Annotated in this window: 13 protein-coding genes, 1 tRNA gene and 1 pseudogene; 5 read left to right on the top strand and 10 right to left on the bottom strand. The window is 35.4% G+C overall.

Annotated features, from left to right (window positions below; all coding sequences use genetic code 11):
• Window positions 1-21: 21 nt before the first annotated feature.
• The 10 genes and pseudogenes from E0W69_RS04070 to proB all read right to left on the bottom strand — a co-directional run bounded on the left by E0W69_RS04070 (window position 22) and on the right by proB (window position 11,129).
• Window positions 22-615 (bottom strand): Crp/Fnr family transcriptional regulator, encoded by a 594-nt coding sequence (locus E0W69_RS04070; protein WP_131328758.1) that lies wholly within the window; start codon window positions 613-615, stop codon window positions 22-24.
• The gene (locus E0W69_RS04065) at window positions 615-1,640 is read right to left on the bottom strand and encodes an SDR family oxidoreductase (RefSeq protein ID WP_131328757.1); all 1,026 of its coding nucleotides are present in this window, start codon (window positions 1,638-1,640) and stop codon (window positions 615-617) included. The genes E0W69_RS04070 and E0W69_RS04065 overlap by 1 nt, the downstream gene beginning before the upstream one ends.
• A gap of 121 nt (window positions 1,641-1,761) precedes the next feature.
• Window positions 1,762-2,502: pseudogene (locus tag E0W69_RS04060) on the bottom strand (SDR family NAD(P)-dependent oxidoreductase).
• 5 nt (window positions 2,503-2,507) lie between these two features.
• Window positions 2,508-3,497 (bottom strand): aldo/keto reductase, encoded by a 990-nt coding sequence (locus tag E0W69_RS04055; protein ID WP_131328756.1) that lies wholly within the window; start codon window positions 3,495-3,497, stop codon window positions 2,508-2,510.
• 93 nt (window positions 3,498-3,590) lie between these two features.
• On the bottom strand, window positions 3,591-4,490 hold the full coding sequence (locus tag E0W69_RS04050) for a helix-turn-helix domain-containing protein (RefSeq protein WP_225321388.1): 900 nt from the start codon (window positions 4,488-4,490) through the stop codon (window positions 3,591-3,593).
• A gap of 75 nt (window positions 4,491-4,565) precedes the next feature.
• A complete protein-coding gene (locus E0W69_RS04045; RefSeq protein ID WP_131328755.1) occupies window positions 4,566-6,509 on the bottom strand; it encodes an oleate hydratase in 1,944 nt (647 codons plus the stop codon).
• A 100-nt stretch (window positions 6,510-6,609) separates the two neighbouring features.
• Window positions 6,610-7,470, bottom strand: coding sequence for a helix-turn-helix domain-containing protein (locus tag E0W69_RS04040; RefSeq protein ID WP_131328754.1), 861 nt, complete (start codon window positions 7,468-7,470; stop codon window positions 6,610-6,612).
• Window positions 7,471-8,126: 656 nt separating this feature from the next.
• On the bottom strand, window positions 8,127-8,759 hold the full coding sequence (locus E0W69_RS04035; RefSeq protein WP_131328753.1) for a porin family protein: 633 nt from the start codon (window positions 8,757-8,759) through the stop codon (window positions 8,127-8,129).
• Window positions 8,760-8,834: 75 nt separating this feature from the next.
• On the bottom strand, window positions 8,835-10,079 hold the full coding sequence (locus E0W69_RS04030) for a glutamate-5-semialdehyde dehydrogenase (RefSeq protein ID WP_131328752.1): 1,245 nt from the start codon (window positions 10,077-10,079) through the stop codon (window positions 8,835-8,837).
• Between the two features lie 9 nt (window positions 10,080-10,088).
• Window positions 10,089-11,129 (bottom strand): glutamate 5-kinase, encoded by a 1,041-nt coding sequence (gene proB, locus E0W69_RS04025; protein WP_131328751.1) that lies wholly within the window; start codon window positions 11,127-11,129, stop codon window positions 10,089-10,091.
• A 128-nt stretch (window positions 11,130-11,257) separates the two neighbouring features.
• Here proB and E0W69_RS04020 point away from each other — a divergent pair, with 128 nt between their 5' ends.
• The 5 genes from E0W69_RS04020 (at window position 11,258) to istA (ending at window position 16,768) form a co-directional block, all read left to right on the top strand.
• Complete coding sequence (locus tag E0W69_RS04020; protein ID WP_191967959.1) at window positions 11,258-12,496, top strand: MFS transporter; 1,239 nt, start codon at window positions 11,258-11,260, stop codon at window positions 12,494-12,496.
• A gap of 6 nt (window positions 12,497-12,502) precedes the next feature.
• Window positions 12,503-14,272, top strand: a complete 1,770-nt coding sequence (locus E0W69_RS04015; protein ID WP_131328750.1) for an N-acetylmuramoyl-L-alanine amidase family protein — start codon at window positions 12,503-12,505, stop codon at window positions 14,270-14,272.
• 55 nt (window positions 14,273-14,327) lie between these two features.
• Window positions 14,328-14,402: transfer RNA gene (locus tag E0W69_RS04010), tRNA-Val, on the top strand.
• Between the two features lie 213 nt (window positions 14,403-14,615).
• Complete coding sequence (locus tag E0W69_RS04005) at window positions 14,616-15,038, top strand: hypothetical protein (RefSeq protein ID WP_131328749.1); 423 nt, start codon at window positions 14,616-14,618, stop codon at window positions 15,036-15,038.
• A 167-nt stretch (window positions 15,039-15,205) separates the two neighbouring features.
• Window positions 15,206-16,768, top strand: coding sequence for an IS21 family transposase (gene istA, locus E0W69_RS04000; RefSeq protein WP_131328748.1), 1,563 nt, complete (start codon window positions 15,206-15,208; stop codon window positions 16,766-16,768).
• The last annotated feature ends 33 nt before the right edge of the window (window positions 16,769-16,801 follow it).

The following is a 16,801-nucleotide window of genomic DNA, read 5'->3' as shown; positions in this document are numbered from 1 at the left end:
TCCTTTTGTGTTTCACTTTATTTAGGATTTATATTTGTTATTATTCACGAGTTCTTTCCTAATACGGCTCAATGATTGAGGTGTAATTTTTAAATACGAAGCCAAGTATTGTTGTGGCACCTGCCGCGCAAGCGAAGGATAGCGTTTTAAAAATTCTTGGTATTTTGTTTTAGCGTCGCCAAAATTTAGAAAATCATTGTCTTTTAATTTATTGAGTAATGCCGTTTCTGAAATACTTTTTATCAATACATACAAACTAGGAATTTCATTGTAGAGTCTTTCTAATACCTGCTTGTGAATCCTATAAATATCTGTTGCGACTAAGGCTTGAATGTTTTCTTTTCCTGGTTCACACGAAGAATAACTTTCTAAATCAACTACAAATTGATTTTCTTTTACAAAATATTTAGTGACATAGTTTTGACTCGTTTCATCACTTTTGAATAAATGTAAAATGCCACTTTCAACAAATCCAATTTCTTTGGCTATTTGCCCTTCTTTATGAAAATATTCATTTGGTTTCAACTTCGTTTGACGAAAACAACCCAATAGTTTTTCGATGTCTTCCTTGCCAAGAATACCGCCAAATCCAAGTGCTGATTTTAATTTTTCCATTACTTTACAATTCCATTTTCTAATATGCTTTTTGCGCAAGCAAGCACGGCGTCCTTTGTTGATATTGGATTCCAGTTCAATTCCTTGATCGTTTTTGAGGCATCCACTCTTCGCTGTACACCCAAATCCAATAACACAGGTTTCAGCGATTTTTCAAAATTAGAAAAAATCCTCACAATAAAATCAGGAAGTTCTCTTGACGGTATTTTACGATTCGGATAGGCTTCTTTCAGGATTAGCGCCACATCTTTCATCATCAAAAAACCTGTCGAGGCGATATAACGATGTCCAGCGGTAGGCGCTTCCATTGCTTTTATAAGCGCATCAGCAACAGATCGAACGTCCACAATTGGAAATCCAATACCAGGCACGGCAGGCATACTTCCGTCCATTAATTTGATCACGATATTCGCCGAAGTGCCAAAATCTTTTTCCAAAACAGGTCCCAAAATACCTCCAGGCAAAACAGTTGTCAACTCTAATCCTGAAGTGTCATTTTTTACAAAGTCCCAAGCCGCTTTCTCCGCAATGGTTTTACTCTTAAAATAAGGCGCAATATCTTTGGGATAGTCGAGATCCGTCCAAGTCGTTTCATTCATCACATTTTTTAGCTGCGCTTTTGTTTTTCCATATAGTATCGTCGCAGTTGAAGAAGTGATAATTACCCGTTTTACTTTATTCATAGAAGCTGCATTCAAAATATTCAACACGCCATCTCTCGCCGGAATGATTAATTCATTTTCATTTTTGGGTAATTCTATCGGAAAAGGAGACGCAACATGTTGTACAAAATCAATGCCTTTGGTGAGTTCGTTCCAAATAGTTTTATCCGTGATGTCAGCTTCTGCGAAACTTAAATTTTGGATATAGTTTGTGTGTTTGCCAATGACCTCCTGAATAGAGGAAATTCTGTCCTTGTTGCGTAAAGTCCCAACTACTTTATAGCCTTTATTTAAAAGTTGAATAGCGGTATGAGCGCCTAAAAATCCTGTAACTCCTGTGAGTAATACTTTTGTATTTTGCATAATTCTATTTTTATGCAAAGCACCGCAACTATTAAAAAAGCACAATTACCATTTGGTAAAAAAAGAAAGCCAGATGGCATTTTTTCCGGTTAACCTCCATCTTATTTGATCGACTATTTTTTTACATTTGCAAATAACCACCATCTACTAAATACGATGTTCCTGTTACGAAACTCGATTCATCGGACAATAGAAAAAACGCCACTGCAGCCGCCTCTTCTGGTTCACCAATTCTTTTCAGTAAAAGGGTTTCCGCTAATCTCGATTCTAATTCGTCTTTCATTTTTGGATCCAATCCAGAACGTAAATTGCTTTTTATTGGTCCCGGAACTAAAAAGTTAACTCTGATTTTTCGAGGAGCTAATTCGGTCGCCCAGCTTCTTGCAGCAGACAAAACCGCCGCTTTGGTTGCACTATACAAAGAAACGCCGGCCAATCCTTCGTAAACTGCAGTGGATGAAGTCACCAGAACAGCACTTTCTTCTTTTAACAAAGGAGATAAACGAACCATTTGCAACATCGGTATCACGACGTTTACCGCAAACATTTTCAAAATGGCGTCTTTATCCAAATCCTCCAAATTGCCTCCAGACGCATAAGCCGCATTGAGTCAAAGCCCGTCCAAAGCGCCAATGGATTCTATGTGTTTGTAAAAATGTTCTGTCGAAATTTCGTCGTCTGCGTCGTGTGAAATTATAGTTGCTTCATCGCCTAAAAGTGTTCTTGCTTCTTCTAAATGTTTTTGTGTTTTACCCGTGATAATGACTTTTGCGCCTTCATCTTGCAAGCGTCTTGCTCCAGCCAAACCAATACCACTACTGCCGCCAGTAATAAGAATAGTTTTGTTTTCAAATCTTTTCATATCTTTTAATTATTTACCAACTTCATCGCACCTTCTGGATAACGCTCGCCGGTATTGGGATATTTTTGCAAAATTTCTTCTAGGGATTTTAGTTCGGATGCTGACAATTGTACATCAACTGCAGCGGCATTTTGTTCCAAATATTTAACACGTTTTGTTCCTGGAATCGGAATAATATCTTCGCCTTGCGCCAATACCCAAGCTAATGCCAATTGACTTCCTGTAATGTTCTTAGTTGAAGCCAAATCATTTAAGGCATCCGCTAATTTTTTATTATTTTCTAAATATTTTTCTTGAAATCTTGGTAATACTCGGCGTGCGTCACTCGCTTCTAAATTTTCCAAAGTATTGATATTATTGAACAATCCACGTGCCAACGGTGAAAATGGAATCAAGGAAATACCTAACTCACGAACGGTTGGCAAAATTTCATTTTCTACATCGCGAGTCAACAATGAATATTCGGACTGCAACGCTGCAATAGGATGCGTCGCATTTGCTTTTCTGATGGAAGTTGGAGAGGCTTCGGACAATCCTAAATAACGCACTTTTCCTTCTTTTACCAAGTCCGCCATCGCTCCAACCGTTTCTTCAATCGGCACATTCGGATCCACACGGTGCGCATAGTACAAATCGATGGTTTCAATATTCAAACGTTGCAAACTCAACTCCACCGCTTTGCGCATATATTTGGGAGAGCCATCAAAAGAGGTATTAAATGAACCTGTATTTTGGTCATAAATAAATCCAAATTTTGTTGCGATGAAAATCTTATCTCGATTAGGTTTCAAAACTTTTGAAATGAGTTTTTCATTTTCGCCACCACCATAAAAATCAGCTGTATCCCAAAAATTGATTCCTAAATCTATTGCTTTTTCTAATGCTTTAATGCTTTCTACATCATCTTGATTTCCGTATGCGTGAGACATTCCCATACAACCCAATCCTATAGCGGAAAGTTGCGTGCCTGTTTTTCCTAATTTTCTGTATTGCATGATCTTCTGTTTTATAAATGCAAAATTCGAAAGAATATAACTTACACTGCAATACTATTCAAACCAAAAATTATAAATTTCAAATAATATAGTTTAAACAATCACTTTATGATTACGCGCATCTTTAGGTATTATTCCAGTATTTTTCTTATAAAAATTATTGAAATAAGAAGGTTCTTCAAAACCCAAAATAAATGCGATTTCTGAAATTGGCCAATTAGTGTGACGCAGCATGTCGTTGGCTTCTAAAATAATACGTTTAGCAATATGTTTCGTAGTTGTTTCACCTGTAATCTTTTTCACCGCTCGATTAAGATGATTGGTATGTACAGACAAACGCCCTGCATAGTCTTTTGCTGTCCGCAATTGCAATTGGTTGTCCATGGAATCTATAGGAAATTGGCGTTCTAATAACTCAAAAAATAGAGATGTGATTCTTTCCGAAGCATTATGTTGCATTTCAAAACTATGAACTGGTTGCATTTTCAAAACTTGATGAATGATTAAATGCAAATAGTTACGAAGCAAATCTTGCTTATGTTCATAACATTCCGCATTTTCTGCCATCATTTTTTCATAAAAAAAAGCAATTTGCTTTTCTGTGCTTTCATCCAAATAATATAGTTTATCTGTACCAACTTGAAACATCGGCAACTTGCTCAACAATTCATCTTGTTGTTTGGCAAACGCCTCATTGAAAATACAAAACCAACCGAGTTGCTCATCGGAATTTGGTCTCCAATTATAGGGAACTTTAGGTGTGGTAAACAATAAAACAGGATGATTTACGTGAAAAACTTTGTCAGCATATTCCAAAACACCACCACCACGAATCAGGGTCACTTTATAATAATCACGACATGAGAATGGTGAATGATTTTTACAAGATTTCCGTTCGAATACATTCACGTGCGGTTTTACTTGCGTAATTGTTTCTACTGAGTCGTAGCTGATGCGCTTATAAAACTGGGTAATATTTTCATTAACTACCATTTTACAAAGTTATAAAATTCAAATAACATACATAAAAAAGCCGAACTAAATAGTCCGACTTCCTCTCGATTATAACTAAAATTTTGCTTTTACACTATCCACCCAATCCTTGAATTTATTATAGTGTTCTTGTAAGAAAGATTCATGCTCTTCCTCCTCTGGAATCGCCGGTAATACATGTTCAAAATAAGTTCCTTTCAACACTTTTCGTAATAATTTCTCGCCAACAAAAGGTTCGTCATCATTCAATGTTGATGTTGCTTTAATCAATTGCCGTATGTCGTATTGCAGCGGATTGATGTCAGGAACTTGTTTGTTTAGATTCAATAGTTCGTAAACTGCCAAACGCGCGGTCCGAACGGAACTATCCATCGTAAATACAATATCATTATTCGTTTCTACAAATTGCCCAACCAATCCCAAATTTTTGCAACCTTCAGGTACTACTCTTGGGCGATCCCCCGCAGCTCTTGGCATAAACATAGACGTGATATAAGGCAAAAATGCAGTGTGTACAATTGTATTTTCAACCACATTATCAATTTGATCTTCGATGCCCAAATGGTAACACAATTCACTCAAAATCTCGTTACCAGTGCATGCTGGCATGGCTTTTTTGATGTAATTTCCTTCCTTGTCCATAAACAAAGCGTACACCCAAATCACCAAAACATCGTCTGGTTGTGTAGGAAAATGTGGTTGGCGGTTGCAGGTAAAACTCATCAACCAATTGGAGTCTGTAATCGTAATGATTCCGCCAGTTACCGTTTTGCCAGAATAAGGATCGTTGACCGAATATTCTTTCAGTTTTTCAGTGAATGCCGATGGTTTACAAGTCAAAGTTGCCGATTCCCAAGCTGATTTTTCGATATTGCCACAGAATTTTTCAGGTTTACCAAAAACTTCAGATTTGGCCGCTAGATTTTTCCATAATCTCCAACCTGCGCTCAATCCGCTTGTGGCATTATCGATACCCAAAACCGGAGCTGTAGTGTTGTTCCCATAAGCAGTATCTTCCGTCATAGAACCCGTTGTGACGATCACATAATCGTTTTCGGTAATCGAAATAAGCGTTTCTTTTCCATCTTGATCGGTAATCAAACTTTTCACTACTTTTCCATTGACATCGCTGTGAATTTCCAGATCTTTTACCAAAGTATTGAACTGCAATTTCACGCCTTTTTTCTGTAAAAATTCTCGTAAAGGCTTGATGTAAGTGTCGTATTGATTGTATTTAGGAAAGACCAAACAAGAGAAATCTCTCATGCCATCAATCGCGTGTAAAAATCGGTGCATGTACAGTTTGCATTCTAATAAACTGTGCCAGTTCTCAAAGGCAAACATGGTACGCCAGAAAAACCAAAAATTAGAGTCTAGAAATGTCTGACTAAAATATTGCTCAATCGTGATATCATTAAGTTCCTCTTTCTTTTTGAGTAACAATTTAATGATGGCCAATTGGTCTTTTTTGTTCAACCCAAATTTGCTAAAATCCTTTACGATTCCCTTGTTGTGAATCAATCGTGCGATAGAATAATTGGGATCGTTGTCATTGACCAAACGGTACTCGTCTAAAACAGAATAAGGCTCTGGCAATTCCGTTGCGGGAATATCCTGAAATAAGTCCCAAAGATTTTCGTAGGTAAAATCCATCTCTCGACCGCCGCGGATGATGTAACCATCTTCGGCATTTCCAGCGCCATCCATAGAGCCACCTTCTACTTGTAATTGCTCGATAAACGTAATATTTTCGGCAGGCACACGACCATCACGGATGAAATAATAAGCTGCGGAAAGCCCAGCAATACCGCCACCAACAATATAGACTTTGCTGTTGTCGAAAGATTTTAGTGGAATCGCTTTATTGCGTTGATAATTACCAATTTGGTCGGCAAACGGCAAGGTCTTTTGTTGAGTATTTCTAACGATTTCGGTACTAGCATCTGGCTCGTGAACAAATTTTCCGTTTTGCTCAGAAGCATTCAAAATTTTGTCGAATTTAGAAGTGTCTGGTTTCATGATAAATTGTTTTATTTTTCTATTAGCAAAATTATGGAGGCGTATTTTTAAATGTTTATCTTAAATTCGGTAAGTTTTACCTTAAATTTCCTGATAATTATCAGATCTTGTTACGGTAATTTTTAGGGGACATATTCGTCTTTTTCTTAAAAAATCGACTAAAAGATGCCACGGATTGAAAATTCAGATCGTAAGCTATTTCTGAAATAGAACAAGATGGATTACCTAATTGTACGACAGCTTCTTTTAATAACATTTCATCTATACATTCGTGTGGAGTCTTTCCTGTATTTTTCTTAATGATTTCAATTAAATATTTATTTGAAATACAAAGTGATTTTGTATAGAAGTCTACATTTTTATATTCTTTAAAATTAAACTGCACTAATTCCAGAAATTTAATAAATAAATCATTGTTTGTAAATATAGTTGCAGGTTTGGGTATACTTTGTAATATTTCTGCCAGTTCTAACAAAATATTGAAAATAATAGACCTAAGTATTTCATTGGTGAATTTGCCTTTCGACGCAGCTTTTTTTCCTAGGTAGGTTAATAGATTCAATATAGTCTGATATTCGCAAGTAGATAATTTAAATAAGGAATAAGATCCTGACTGAAATAAGTTAAATTTCTCAATTATATATGGATTAGACATATTTTTCAATAAAAAGTTTTTATCAAAAAACAACAATTTAAGGCTAAAATCATCACTCATTCTTACGAACTGTACGACTGTACTTGGTGCAGACAAAAGTACGTCCTGTCCATGAATCACATATCTTTCATTGTTAATAAGGAGTTCTATATACCCTTCTGTACATGTACAAACGGCATAGTAATCCATCCTAAAGGGTTTATTAGGAAAACTAGTCAACGGATTTCCAGTAGAAATATAGTAAGGTTTATTGCATAATATTTTATAATAGGATAGTGTTTCTTGAATTTTTTCTGTTGAATTCATAATAATGAAATGATAAATCTTTGTAAATTCATTTTAGAGATCTTTTTAATAGATAAACGTCATGATAAAGAAGTAAAAAAATGCGCTCTCCTATCGTATTTTTACATAGTCCATTTCTCTTACAAAATATTCAATTATTTTAAATTTGTTGAATATTTGCAAAACAATATCTGCGCATTCTATGTTAGCATTTCAACTATTCAATTAAAATTTTCCTTTATTCTCAACTTCATCCAATCTAACTCGTTCAATTTGATAAATACATAATATTTTTTTCATAAAAAGTCTCTGCATCCATTGAACTAGTTGTAACAATATCACAATGATCTGCCTAAATTAGAATAAAAAATATGCCAGAGGAGCTAGCTTTTTATTAACATCTAACTCTTGATCAATTTTTATTTTCAGCGAAGATGCATTCAAAATTTTGTCGAACTTAGAATTATCGGATTTCTTAATTATCATTTTGACATAAATATTCTCTGAACGAATATAGTTGTTGTTCTATCTCAATTGGGATGGAACCTCTTAAAACTTATTAAAAATCAATAAAATACCAAATTTGACATAATTATGCAATAACAAATTAAACAAAAAAGCGATAACTTGTTTTACCAAATTATCGCTCTGAAAAGTATATATGTAAAAGTCGAAAACTAAAAACTGTAGTTTAGCATCAGTGAGACAACCCTATTCCTCATAGGACTATTATCATTTTCTGTAGTATTTTTCAAATTATCCGAAAAGCCGAGTTGATATCTTGCTTCAACAGAAAAATAATGGTCTTTAAAGAATGGTAATGCATACTCTGCGCCTATTACCCCAGAAAAATCATTAGATTTAAAATCACTCTTAATATTTGTCTGATAACCATCAATATTTTGATTTGCTTTTGTCAATACACCGAACTGAGGGCCTGCCATTAAACTTAAAGCAGTATGATCAAAATGATATTTAGCTAACACAGGAACATTTAAATAATATTGAGAAATACTTAATTTACGATCATAGTCTTGATTTAGAAAAGCACCTTCAGTCTTGCCACCAGACATTTGATAATCTAATTCTGGTTGAATCGCCCAATTTTTATTAAAGGGTAAATAAAAGAATACACCACCAACATATCCAAATTTGTAGGAGTTAGAGTAGGTTGTACCTTCACTACCAGTCTCACTAAAAGTGGAATAAGTTCCACCTGCTTGCACACCAATACGAGCTTTGGAATAATCTTGAGCTTTTGCTATATGAAAACAAGCAATTGCAAAAATCAGGGTTACATATTTTTTCATAGAAATTTGGATATAATTCTACTTAAAAAGTTTAAACCTCGAATAATTTTTTTTTTAATTTAGGCAATATTTCGCCTAACGAATTTGACCATTGCCATGTAAAATCCATTTTTCAGTAACTAATTTTTCCAACGCAAAGGGACCTCGTGCATGCAATTTTTGAGTAGAAATGCCAATTTCTGCACCCAAACCAAATACTTCACCATCCGTAAATCTTGTAGATGCATTTGCATAAACAGCTGCGGCATCTACCGAATTTAAAAACAATTCACACACTTCTTTATTTTCAGAAACAATCGCTTCTGAATGTTTGGTGGAATGCTCTTCAATGTGATTTAAGGCGCCAGAAATATCCTTCACCACCTTAATAGCTGCTTTTAAACATTGAAATTCGCGATCAAAATCTTCTGGATTTGCAATATGTACAAATGGATAGGATTTTAAAATACTATAACTAGGTTTATCTGCAAATAATTCAACATTGTACTGCGCAATTTCTTCCGCCAAAGCGATTAGAAATTCGTTGGAGATTTTTTTATCAACTATAATTGTGTCAAGAGCATTACAAACGGAAGGACGAGAAACTTTAGCATTAATAACAATTTTCACCGCTTTTTTTAGATCTGCATCTTCATGAACATAAGTGTGGCAGACTCCTGCTCCTGTTTCAATTACAGGAATTTTACTATTTTCTCGTACATAATTAATTAATGATGCAGAACCTCTCGGAATGATTACATCAATATATTTATCTTGGGTAAATAATTGATCAACAATGGAACGCTCAGAAGGTAGTAGCATCACTGCATCTGCAGGTAAATTATTTTTTCGCAAGGCTTTTTTGATCAAAACAACAGCCGCATGATTAGAATTCTCCGCATCAGAGCTACCTTTTAATACGCAAGCATTTTTGCTTTTTAGACAAAGCGATGCTATATCATAAGTTACATTGGGACGTGATTCATATATCGCACAGACGACACCTAATGGAACCGATTTTTTTTCCAATTTCAATTTATTGGCAAGCGTTCTTTTTACCAAAATCTTATTCGTTGGATCTGGCAATTGCGCCACGTTTTTAACTGCAGCAGCTATATTTTCCAATCTTTCTTGCGTTAATAAAAGACGATCCACTTTAGGATCATTGGGATTCTGTTTCACCACATCAGAGGCATTCACTTTTAATAGTTTGGCACTATCTTGAAGGATTAGTTCGGATAAATCATTCAATACGTTTTGAATCACTTCATCCGATACCGACCTGAGCACTACAGAAGCCTGATGTACTTTTTTTAGTTGTAATGTTAGATCTTGTTGCATAGTTTGTAATTAATTTAAAATAACGATATCGTCGGTATGAGCAACGACTATATGTTTTTTGTCCGATTGTTTTTGTAATTCTGTTGAGCTTGCTTTAGTTTTAGCAACTGCTAATAATTCATTTTCTTCATTCAAAATTTTGACAACTTCGTTTGTTGCAAATTTTCCTTTTAACTCCTTCACTCCTACCAACAGCAAACTATGTCGCTTATGAATAGCATCTGCAGCACCTTTATCAATTATCAATTCTCCAATGGTAATAGAGCTACTTGCAAGCCATTTGTTACGTGCATTAATATTGACATTTTTAGGAATAAATTGCGTACCATTTTTTCCAGCTAATGCACTCTCAAAAGGTTTTTCAATATCTAAACCACAAATAATGACTTTAATGCCTAAAGAAAGTGCCAATTTAGTATAGGTTAATTTGGATACCATACCACCTAAACCCACACTCGATTTATCCAGACGAACCATCGACAAAATTTGTTTGTCAATTTTTTCAACTAAAGGAATAATTTTATTTTCTGTATCTCTAAATCCTCCAGCAGAGGTACACAAAAGCAAGGCTTCCGCATCAAAACCAACAGCAATCAATGTTGCCAATTCATCATTATCTGCAAATTTAATCTCATAGCTACTGACTAAATCATTTTCATTAACAATCGGCAAAATGTCATTTTTCCAAAATTCTAGAAAAGTTTCCTTCAACGAAAGAAAAGTAGAACGATCTGAAAAATGTCTTCTTTCACATAATACTTGAGCAACCGTAATCTCTTGCTTAATAAAATACTGTTGATACATTTTCATCAACAACGGATTACCAACTGCCGCCGCCGCCTTACGTTCAATAATTGTCGCTTTATAATTTTTAAGATACTTTTTACCGCTTCCAACAGCGCCACTAGAAACGAGCACAATATTGTATTTCTCCGAAAGAGATTTAATCTCCGAAGTGATATTACTAATTACTTTATTGTCAATTTCCCCTTTACTATTTGTCAAAATTGCCGTACCTAGTTTGATAACCAATACTTTCTTCGCCTTCATATTTGAAAATGTTCGGGTTAAAAATAAATTTTTATTATGATATATGCTGCATTTTATATATAAAAATGGGAGGAGCAAATAATTCCATTTACCTTTGCCATGTCTTTACACACAATCAAATCGTCGGAATGAATTTATTTGGAAATAATGCCAAGGCTGCGCGAGTAATCGCAACAAATTCTGCAACATCAATTGAAAAATCTCTTTCGCCTCAATTGCAAAAAACAAAAATTAGAGTAAGATTTGCAGTTGCTATTTTCTATTTTTTTCAAGGTCTTTGTTTTGCGTCTTGGGCTAGTCGCATCCCTTATATAAAATCAACGATTGGTATTACAGACGGTCAGATGGGAAGCATATTATTAGCATTGCCGGCAGGTCAGTTAATTACTATGCCAATATCTGCTTATTTGGTGGATAAATATGGAAGCAAAAATGTATTGAAATTTGGGTTACCCTTATATGCAATTGCACTGACTTTTTTAGGTCTTGCGCCTACTAAGCTATTGTTATCATTAGGACTATTCATATTTGGTGTATTTGGTAATTTTTGTAACATTTCGGTTAATACTCAAGGAGTCAATGCGGAAAGGATGTACCATAGGCCTATTATGGCAACCTTTCATGGGGCATGGAGTATTGCTGGTTTCACAGGTGCAATTATAGGTCTGCTAATGAGTAAATTTACAATTGTGCCAGAAATTCATTTTTGGATCATAGCCATACTCAGTATAATTGGAATGCTGATGAATGTAAAATATTTAATGCAAGATGGAATCAAAAAGATAACTGCCAACAAAGAGAAAAAAAGTATGCTTGCGAATATGGATAGTACCATTATACAACTAGGCGTTATCGGTTTTTTTGCCATGGCTTGCGAAGGTGCTATGTTTGACTGGAGTGGTGTATATTTCAAAGAAATTGTCAAAGTAAAACAGGGCTGGGAAAGCGTTGGATATGCTTGCTTTATGGTAATGATGGCAACTGGTAGATTTGTCGGAGATAAAGTAGTTGCCAAATTTGGACGTAAAAAATTAATGCAAGTTTGTGGCGTGTTAATTATGATAGGATTACTCGTTGCTGTCATATTTCCTTATTTCCTAAGTGCTTCCTTTGGATTTATCCTTGTAGGATTTGGTGTATCTACCAATATTCCAAATGTATACAGTGTAGCAGGAAACCAGACTAAAATTCCTTCTAGTGCAGCACTTGCAGCGGTATCCAGTATTAGTTATTTAGGATTTCTAATGGGACCACCACTTATTGGTTACACCTCGCAATTATTTAACCTTAGACTTTCTTATACGATTATTGCTATATTTGGGTTATGTATCACCATTATGGTGACACGTCTCAAAGTGATTAAATAGCAGAAAATGATTACTCAATTTAGATTAAAAAAAAGCCAGCAAGTATTAAATATTATTTTGCTGGCTTTTTTTATTATTTTTTATTCTTATACACAAGCACAGCAGTCTATTTGGCAATTTGAATATCCAGAAAAAGACACTATATACACAGATAATACCTCCATATTTTTTGGAGGAAACGTAAAAAAAGATGGAAAGCTATTTATTCAAGGTGAAAATGTAAAAATTTATAAAACTGGATCTTTTTTATATCAATTCAAAACACAGCCAAAGAATATAAATAGCATTACAGCTCAATTTATCATTGAAAAAGATACCTTTTCTCGCACATTCTACATCTTTCCTCAAAAAACTAAACTACCAAAAGCTATCGCAAAGGGAGACGTAAAAATCGTCCAAATCACACCAGCAGAAGCAGAATGGTTGCAACCTGGAAATATTTTGACAATTACCGCAGAAGCAGATAAAAATTCAGATCTCTATTTTTTCAACGCTAAAGTAAAACTTAAAAAGATTTCAGTATCTAATAGTATTGCCACATATCATGGTCTGTACAAAATAAACGAATCAGATACCAATAACATAAAATTATTAACAGGCTTCAATATTTTGAATGGCAACAAAATCTCTTTTTCCGCTCCTTCTACTTTAAAAATCAAGTCAACATCAGAAATTATCCTTGGAAAAACTATTGGTAATTATGCTTATATGATGTATGGAGATGGAGATGATCGCTTAGGTGGAGCAAAGATGAGCTATTTGGATACTGGCATTAATGTACAAATCATAGGAAAATACAATGGATTGTACAAAGTTGCATTATCACCTAATCATAGTGCATTTATCCCGGTAGATCATATCCAAATACAAAACACCAATACCGAGTACCCAGAAAGTTTAAGTGCCAATATAAACGTAACACCAAATAGTAACTTCGATCAAATAAAAATTAATTTGGACAAAAAACTACCTTATAGTTCAACTACAGAATTAGATGGAAACAAATTAAAAATTTTGATCTACGGTGCAACCTCAAATACCAATTGGATCACACAACTTGAAAATTTACAGTCTATAAAAAACATTTATTATGAACAAACAGAGAATAATGTCTTAACAATAAATATCAATCTAAAAACTGCAATCAATTGGGGATATGACATCCACTATGATCAAAATAACTTAATTATACAAGTAAATCATGCACCAAAATCAAACAAATTAAAAGATCTTGTTGTTGGCATCGATGCAGGACATGGAGGCTCCAATCTTGGTGCAAATGGATTAAGTGGTGTATTAGAAAAAGATATTACGTTACAAGTTGCGATGCGATTGGAAAAGAAATTAAGAAAACTAGGTATTACAACCATAATGACTCGAACTACTGATACAACATTAAGTATGACGGATAGAATAGACTATCTCAAATCAGCACATCCTAATATGGTAATTAGCATCCATTGCAACTCAGCATCTCCCCTAGTCAAAGGCAATTCTACGTATTATAGATATATCAGCTTTCGTCCATTGTCTCAATATTTACATAGTGAAATGCTGGCATTAGGTTTAGACAACTATGGTAATATTGGCAGTTTTAATTTCGGATTAAATGGACCTACACAATTTATCAATGCTTTAAATGAATTAGCATTCATTTCCAATCCAGAAGAGGAAGAAAAATTAACGAATCCTAATTTTCAAGATAAAATGGCAGATGCAATGGCTAAAGCTATCAAGCATTTTTTCAAGGATTTTACATCAGAAAAAAATAATTGAAAAAATATTTTGTAGTTCAAAATCAGCCCCCTATATTTGCACTCCCAACAACAATGGGAGCTTAGCTCAGCTGGTTTAGAGCATCTGCCTTACAAGCAGAGGGTCACAGGTTCGAACCCTGTAGCTCCCACTGATAATCAAGAAGTTATGAAGTTAATTCATAGCTTCTTTTTTATTTGATACATCATTTGATACATTACCTACTCAAAATAACTAACTGAAACTATTCATCTATTTAACAAAACATTAGCAAATTTAAACCATCACAAGTTGTGTTATTTCTACTTATTTGATCTTAGTATTACAATTTTAATTAACACACGATCATAAACTCTACTGTTTTATGAAAGATAGAATACCCAAAGTAAGTTGGACAACCAAGATGCTTTCTAATACACCTTACATTAGAGAAGTTTCCATTGATGGTAAAAAGGCAAACTTATTCCATCGCAGATTAGGCTACTACGATTTATATGTAGCACAAGTCATACGATTAGGTAATTGTCTTACTCTGTTAAGCAGTGTCCCTTCTTTTTCACTCGACAATTTCCGAAATACCAATTTGTTGGTGGATATGATACGTTTCGTTTATTGGACATTTAATGAGGCTTTTTTAATAAGGCTGGAAGAATATCTATGTAGCTTTTCAATAAATGAACTTAGTGGTATTCATCATCTTTTAGAAGCCTACCCCAAGCCTTTCATCTGTATTTCTGATAATGAAATGGATGAAGAGTTAATCTGGTGCAGCGCTAAAATGGAATAGGCGATGAAAGTGACCCCGTTCCGCCAATTCAAACTGACCCCCACTCGCCAAAATTAAATTGACCCCCTATTTCCAAAGTATACTGACCCCCTAAAATATCTAGGAGTCTATGTTGTATTGTAGCGTAAAAACTCGGAAGTTACCACTACATCAAATGGTGATTTTCGATGGCAAACAGAACAATAGAAATGTACAAGATTAGACAATTGATACGCCTATCACTTGAAGGCAGGGGAAGTAAATATATAAGTGCCGCCGTAGGTATATCTCGCAATACGGTTAAGAAGTATCTAACATTACTGCGTGGTAGTGGCTATGATGCCACACAATTATCCGCGATGAGCGATGAACAGTTGCTGTCCCTATTGGGTGTAGCTCAGCGACCACAGTGGAGTCCCAGCCAGCGCAGCAAGGCGCTCGAGCCCTTATTGGCAGACTATGTCCGTCAACTACGCAAAAACAGAGGCGTAACCAAATGGATGTTGTATGAGCAGTACAGACAACTTCATCCAAATGGTTATAAATCTTCTCGTTTTATGGATTATCTCAATTTATACATGGGTAAGATCCGTCCATCACTTCGGGTGGTACATAAGGCGGGCGATAAAATGTATATTGATTTTACGGGTAAAAAGCTCTATCTCACAGACCCTGATACAGGAGCCATTACTGCGGTAGAGGTATTTGTGGCGATATTGGGCTGTAGCCAATTGACCTATGTAAAGGCGGTGGCTAGCCAGAAGAAAGAAGATTTTATAGATGCCTGTGAGTCGGCACTCCATTATTTTGGTGGCGTACCCCAAGCGGTTGTCCCAGACAATCTAAAGTCTGCCGTCAGTAAACCGGGGCGTTATGAGTCCAAGGTCAATGAAAGCTTTGCTGCGTTTGCTGCCCATTATGGAACGCATGTATTCCCCACCAGAGTGTACAGTCCCAAAGACAAAGCTTTGGTGGAAGGAGCCGTAAAACTGGTTTACACTTCCATATTTACCCAAATAGACAAAAGCGTATATCACAGCTTGAACGACCTCAATGAAGCTATTGCTCTTCATTTGGAAAGGCATAATAATCATCCGATGACTGCTGGATTACCCAGTCGCAGGGAGCAATTTGAGACTTTGGAAAAAGATACTTTACAACCCTTAAACGCATACCGATACGATCCTTTGGATAGCCGTATTACCACCGTAGGTAAAAATGGATACGTGGCACTGGACTATCATTATTACAGCGTTCCCTATAAATACATCGGTAAAAAAATAAAGCTCCTCTATAGTAGTACCCGCGTAGAACTCTTTATAGGAAGTGAACTTATCTGTCAGCATGCACGCAGTTACCAAAAAGAAAAATACGTACAAGACCCTGCCCACTTGGCCAGTTGGCAATCGGGGGCAGCTTCCATGTGGGATCCTACCGCTTTTTTACAGCAAGCCGAGGAAATCTCCGAAGAAGTGAATTTCTATCTGGAAAAAGTATTGGCGCGGCCGGAATACCCCGACAAGAACCTACGTGCTTGCCAAGGGATATTGAATATCGGCAGAAAAGTAGGAGCTTCCAGACTGGTTAATGCTTGTAAAAGAGCTCATGAATACGGCATCTATAACTATGGTATTATAGAAAAAATACTGAAGTCCAAGGCGGACTTTATGGACGAAGATACACCACAGAACCTACCAGACTCGTCCATGCCAGATCACGACAATATACGCGGTGGAAAGTATTATCAATAGCCGTTTACAAAAGTAAAATCCATCATCGCTAAT

Origin of the sequence: Rhizosphaericola mali (genome assembly GCF_004337365.2) — a bacterium.
Taxonomy (GTDB): Bacteria; Bacteroidota; Bacteroidia; order Chitinophagales; family Chitinophagaceae; genus Rhizosphaericola; species Rhizosphaericola mali.
Note: the sequence above shows the minus strand (reverse complement) of the source record. Positions and strands in the feature narration are given on the sequence as shown.

Bases quoted from the DNA above. Each gene is read 5' to 3' on its own strand.
- E0W69_RS04070 (WP_131328758.1), bottom strand. From the start codon at position 615: ATGGAAAAATTAAAATCAGCACTTGGATTTGGCGGTATTCTTGGCAAG.
- E0W69_RS04065 (WP_131328757.1), bottom strand. From the start codon at position 1,640: ATGCAAAATACAAAAGTATTACTCACAGGAGTTACAGGATTTTTAGGC.
- E0W69_RS04055 (WP_131328756.1), bottom strand. From the start codon at position 3,497: ATGCAATACAGAAAATTAGGAAAAACAGGCACGCAACTTTCCGCTATA.
- E0W69_RS04050 (WP_225321388.1), bottom strand. From the start codon at position 4,490: ATGGTAGTTAATGAAAATATTACCCAGTTTTATAAGCGCATCAGCTAC.
- E0W69_RS04045 (WP_131328755.1), bottom strand. From the start codon at position 6,509: ATGAAACCAGACACTTCTAAATTCGACAAAATTTTGAATGCTTCTGAG.
- E0W69_RS04040 (WP_131328754.1), bottom strand. From the start codon at position 7,470: ATGAATTCAACAGAAAAAATTCAAGAAACACTATCCTATTATAAAATA.
- E0W69_RS04035 (WP_131328753.1), bottom strand. From the start codon at position 8,759: ATGAAAAAATATGTAACCCTGATTTTTGCAATTGCTTGTTTTCATATA.
- E0W69_RS04030 (WP_131328752.1), bottom strand. From the start codon at position 10,079: ATGCAACAAGATCTAACATTACAACTAAAAAAAGTACATCAGGCTTCT.
- proB (WP_131328751.1), bottom strand. From the start codon at position 11,129: ATGAAGGCGAAGAAAGTATTGGTTATCAAACTAGGTACGGCAATTTTG.
- E0W69_RS04020 (WP_191967959.1), top strand. From the start codon at position 11,258: ATGAATTTATTTGGAAATAATGCCAAGGCTGCGCGAGTAATCGCAACA.
- E0W69_RS04015 (WP_131328750.1), top strand. From the start codon at position 12,503: ATGATTACTCAATTTAGATTAAAAAAAAGCCAGCAAGTATTAAATATT.
- E0W69_RS04005 (WP_131328749.1), top strand. From the start codon at position 14,616: ATGAAAGATAGAATACCCAAAGTAAGTTGGACAACCAAGATGCTTTCT.
- istA (WP_131328748.1), top strand. From the start codon at position 15,206: ATGGCAAACAGAACAATAGAAATGTACAAGATTAGACAATTGATACGC.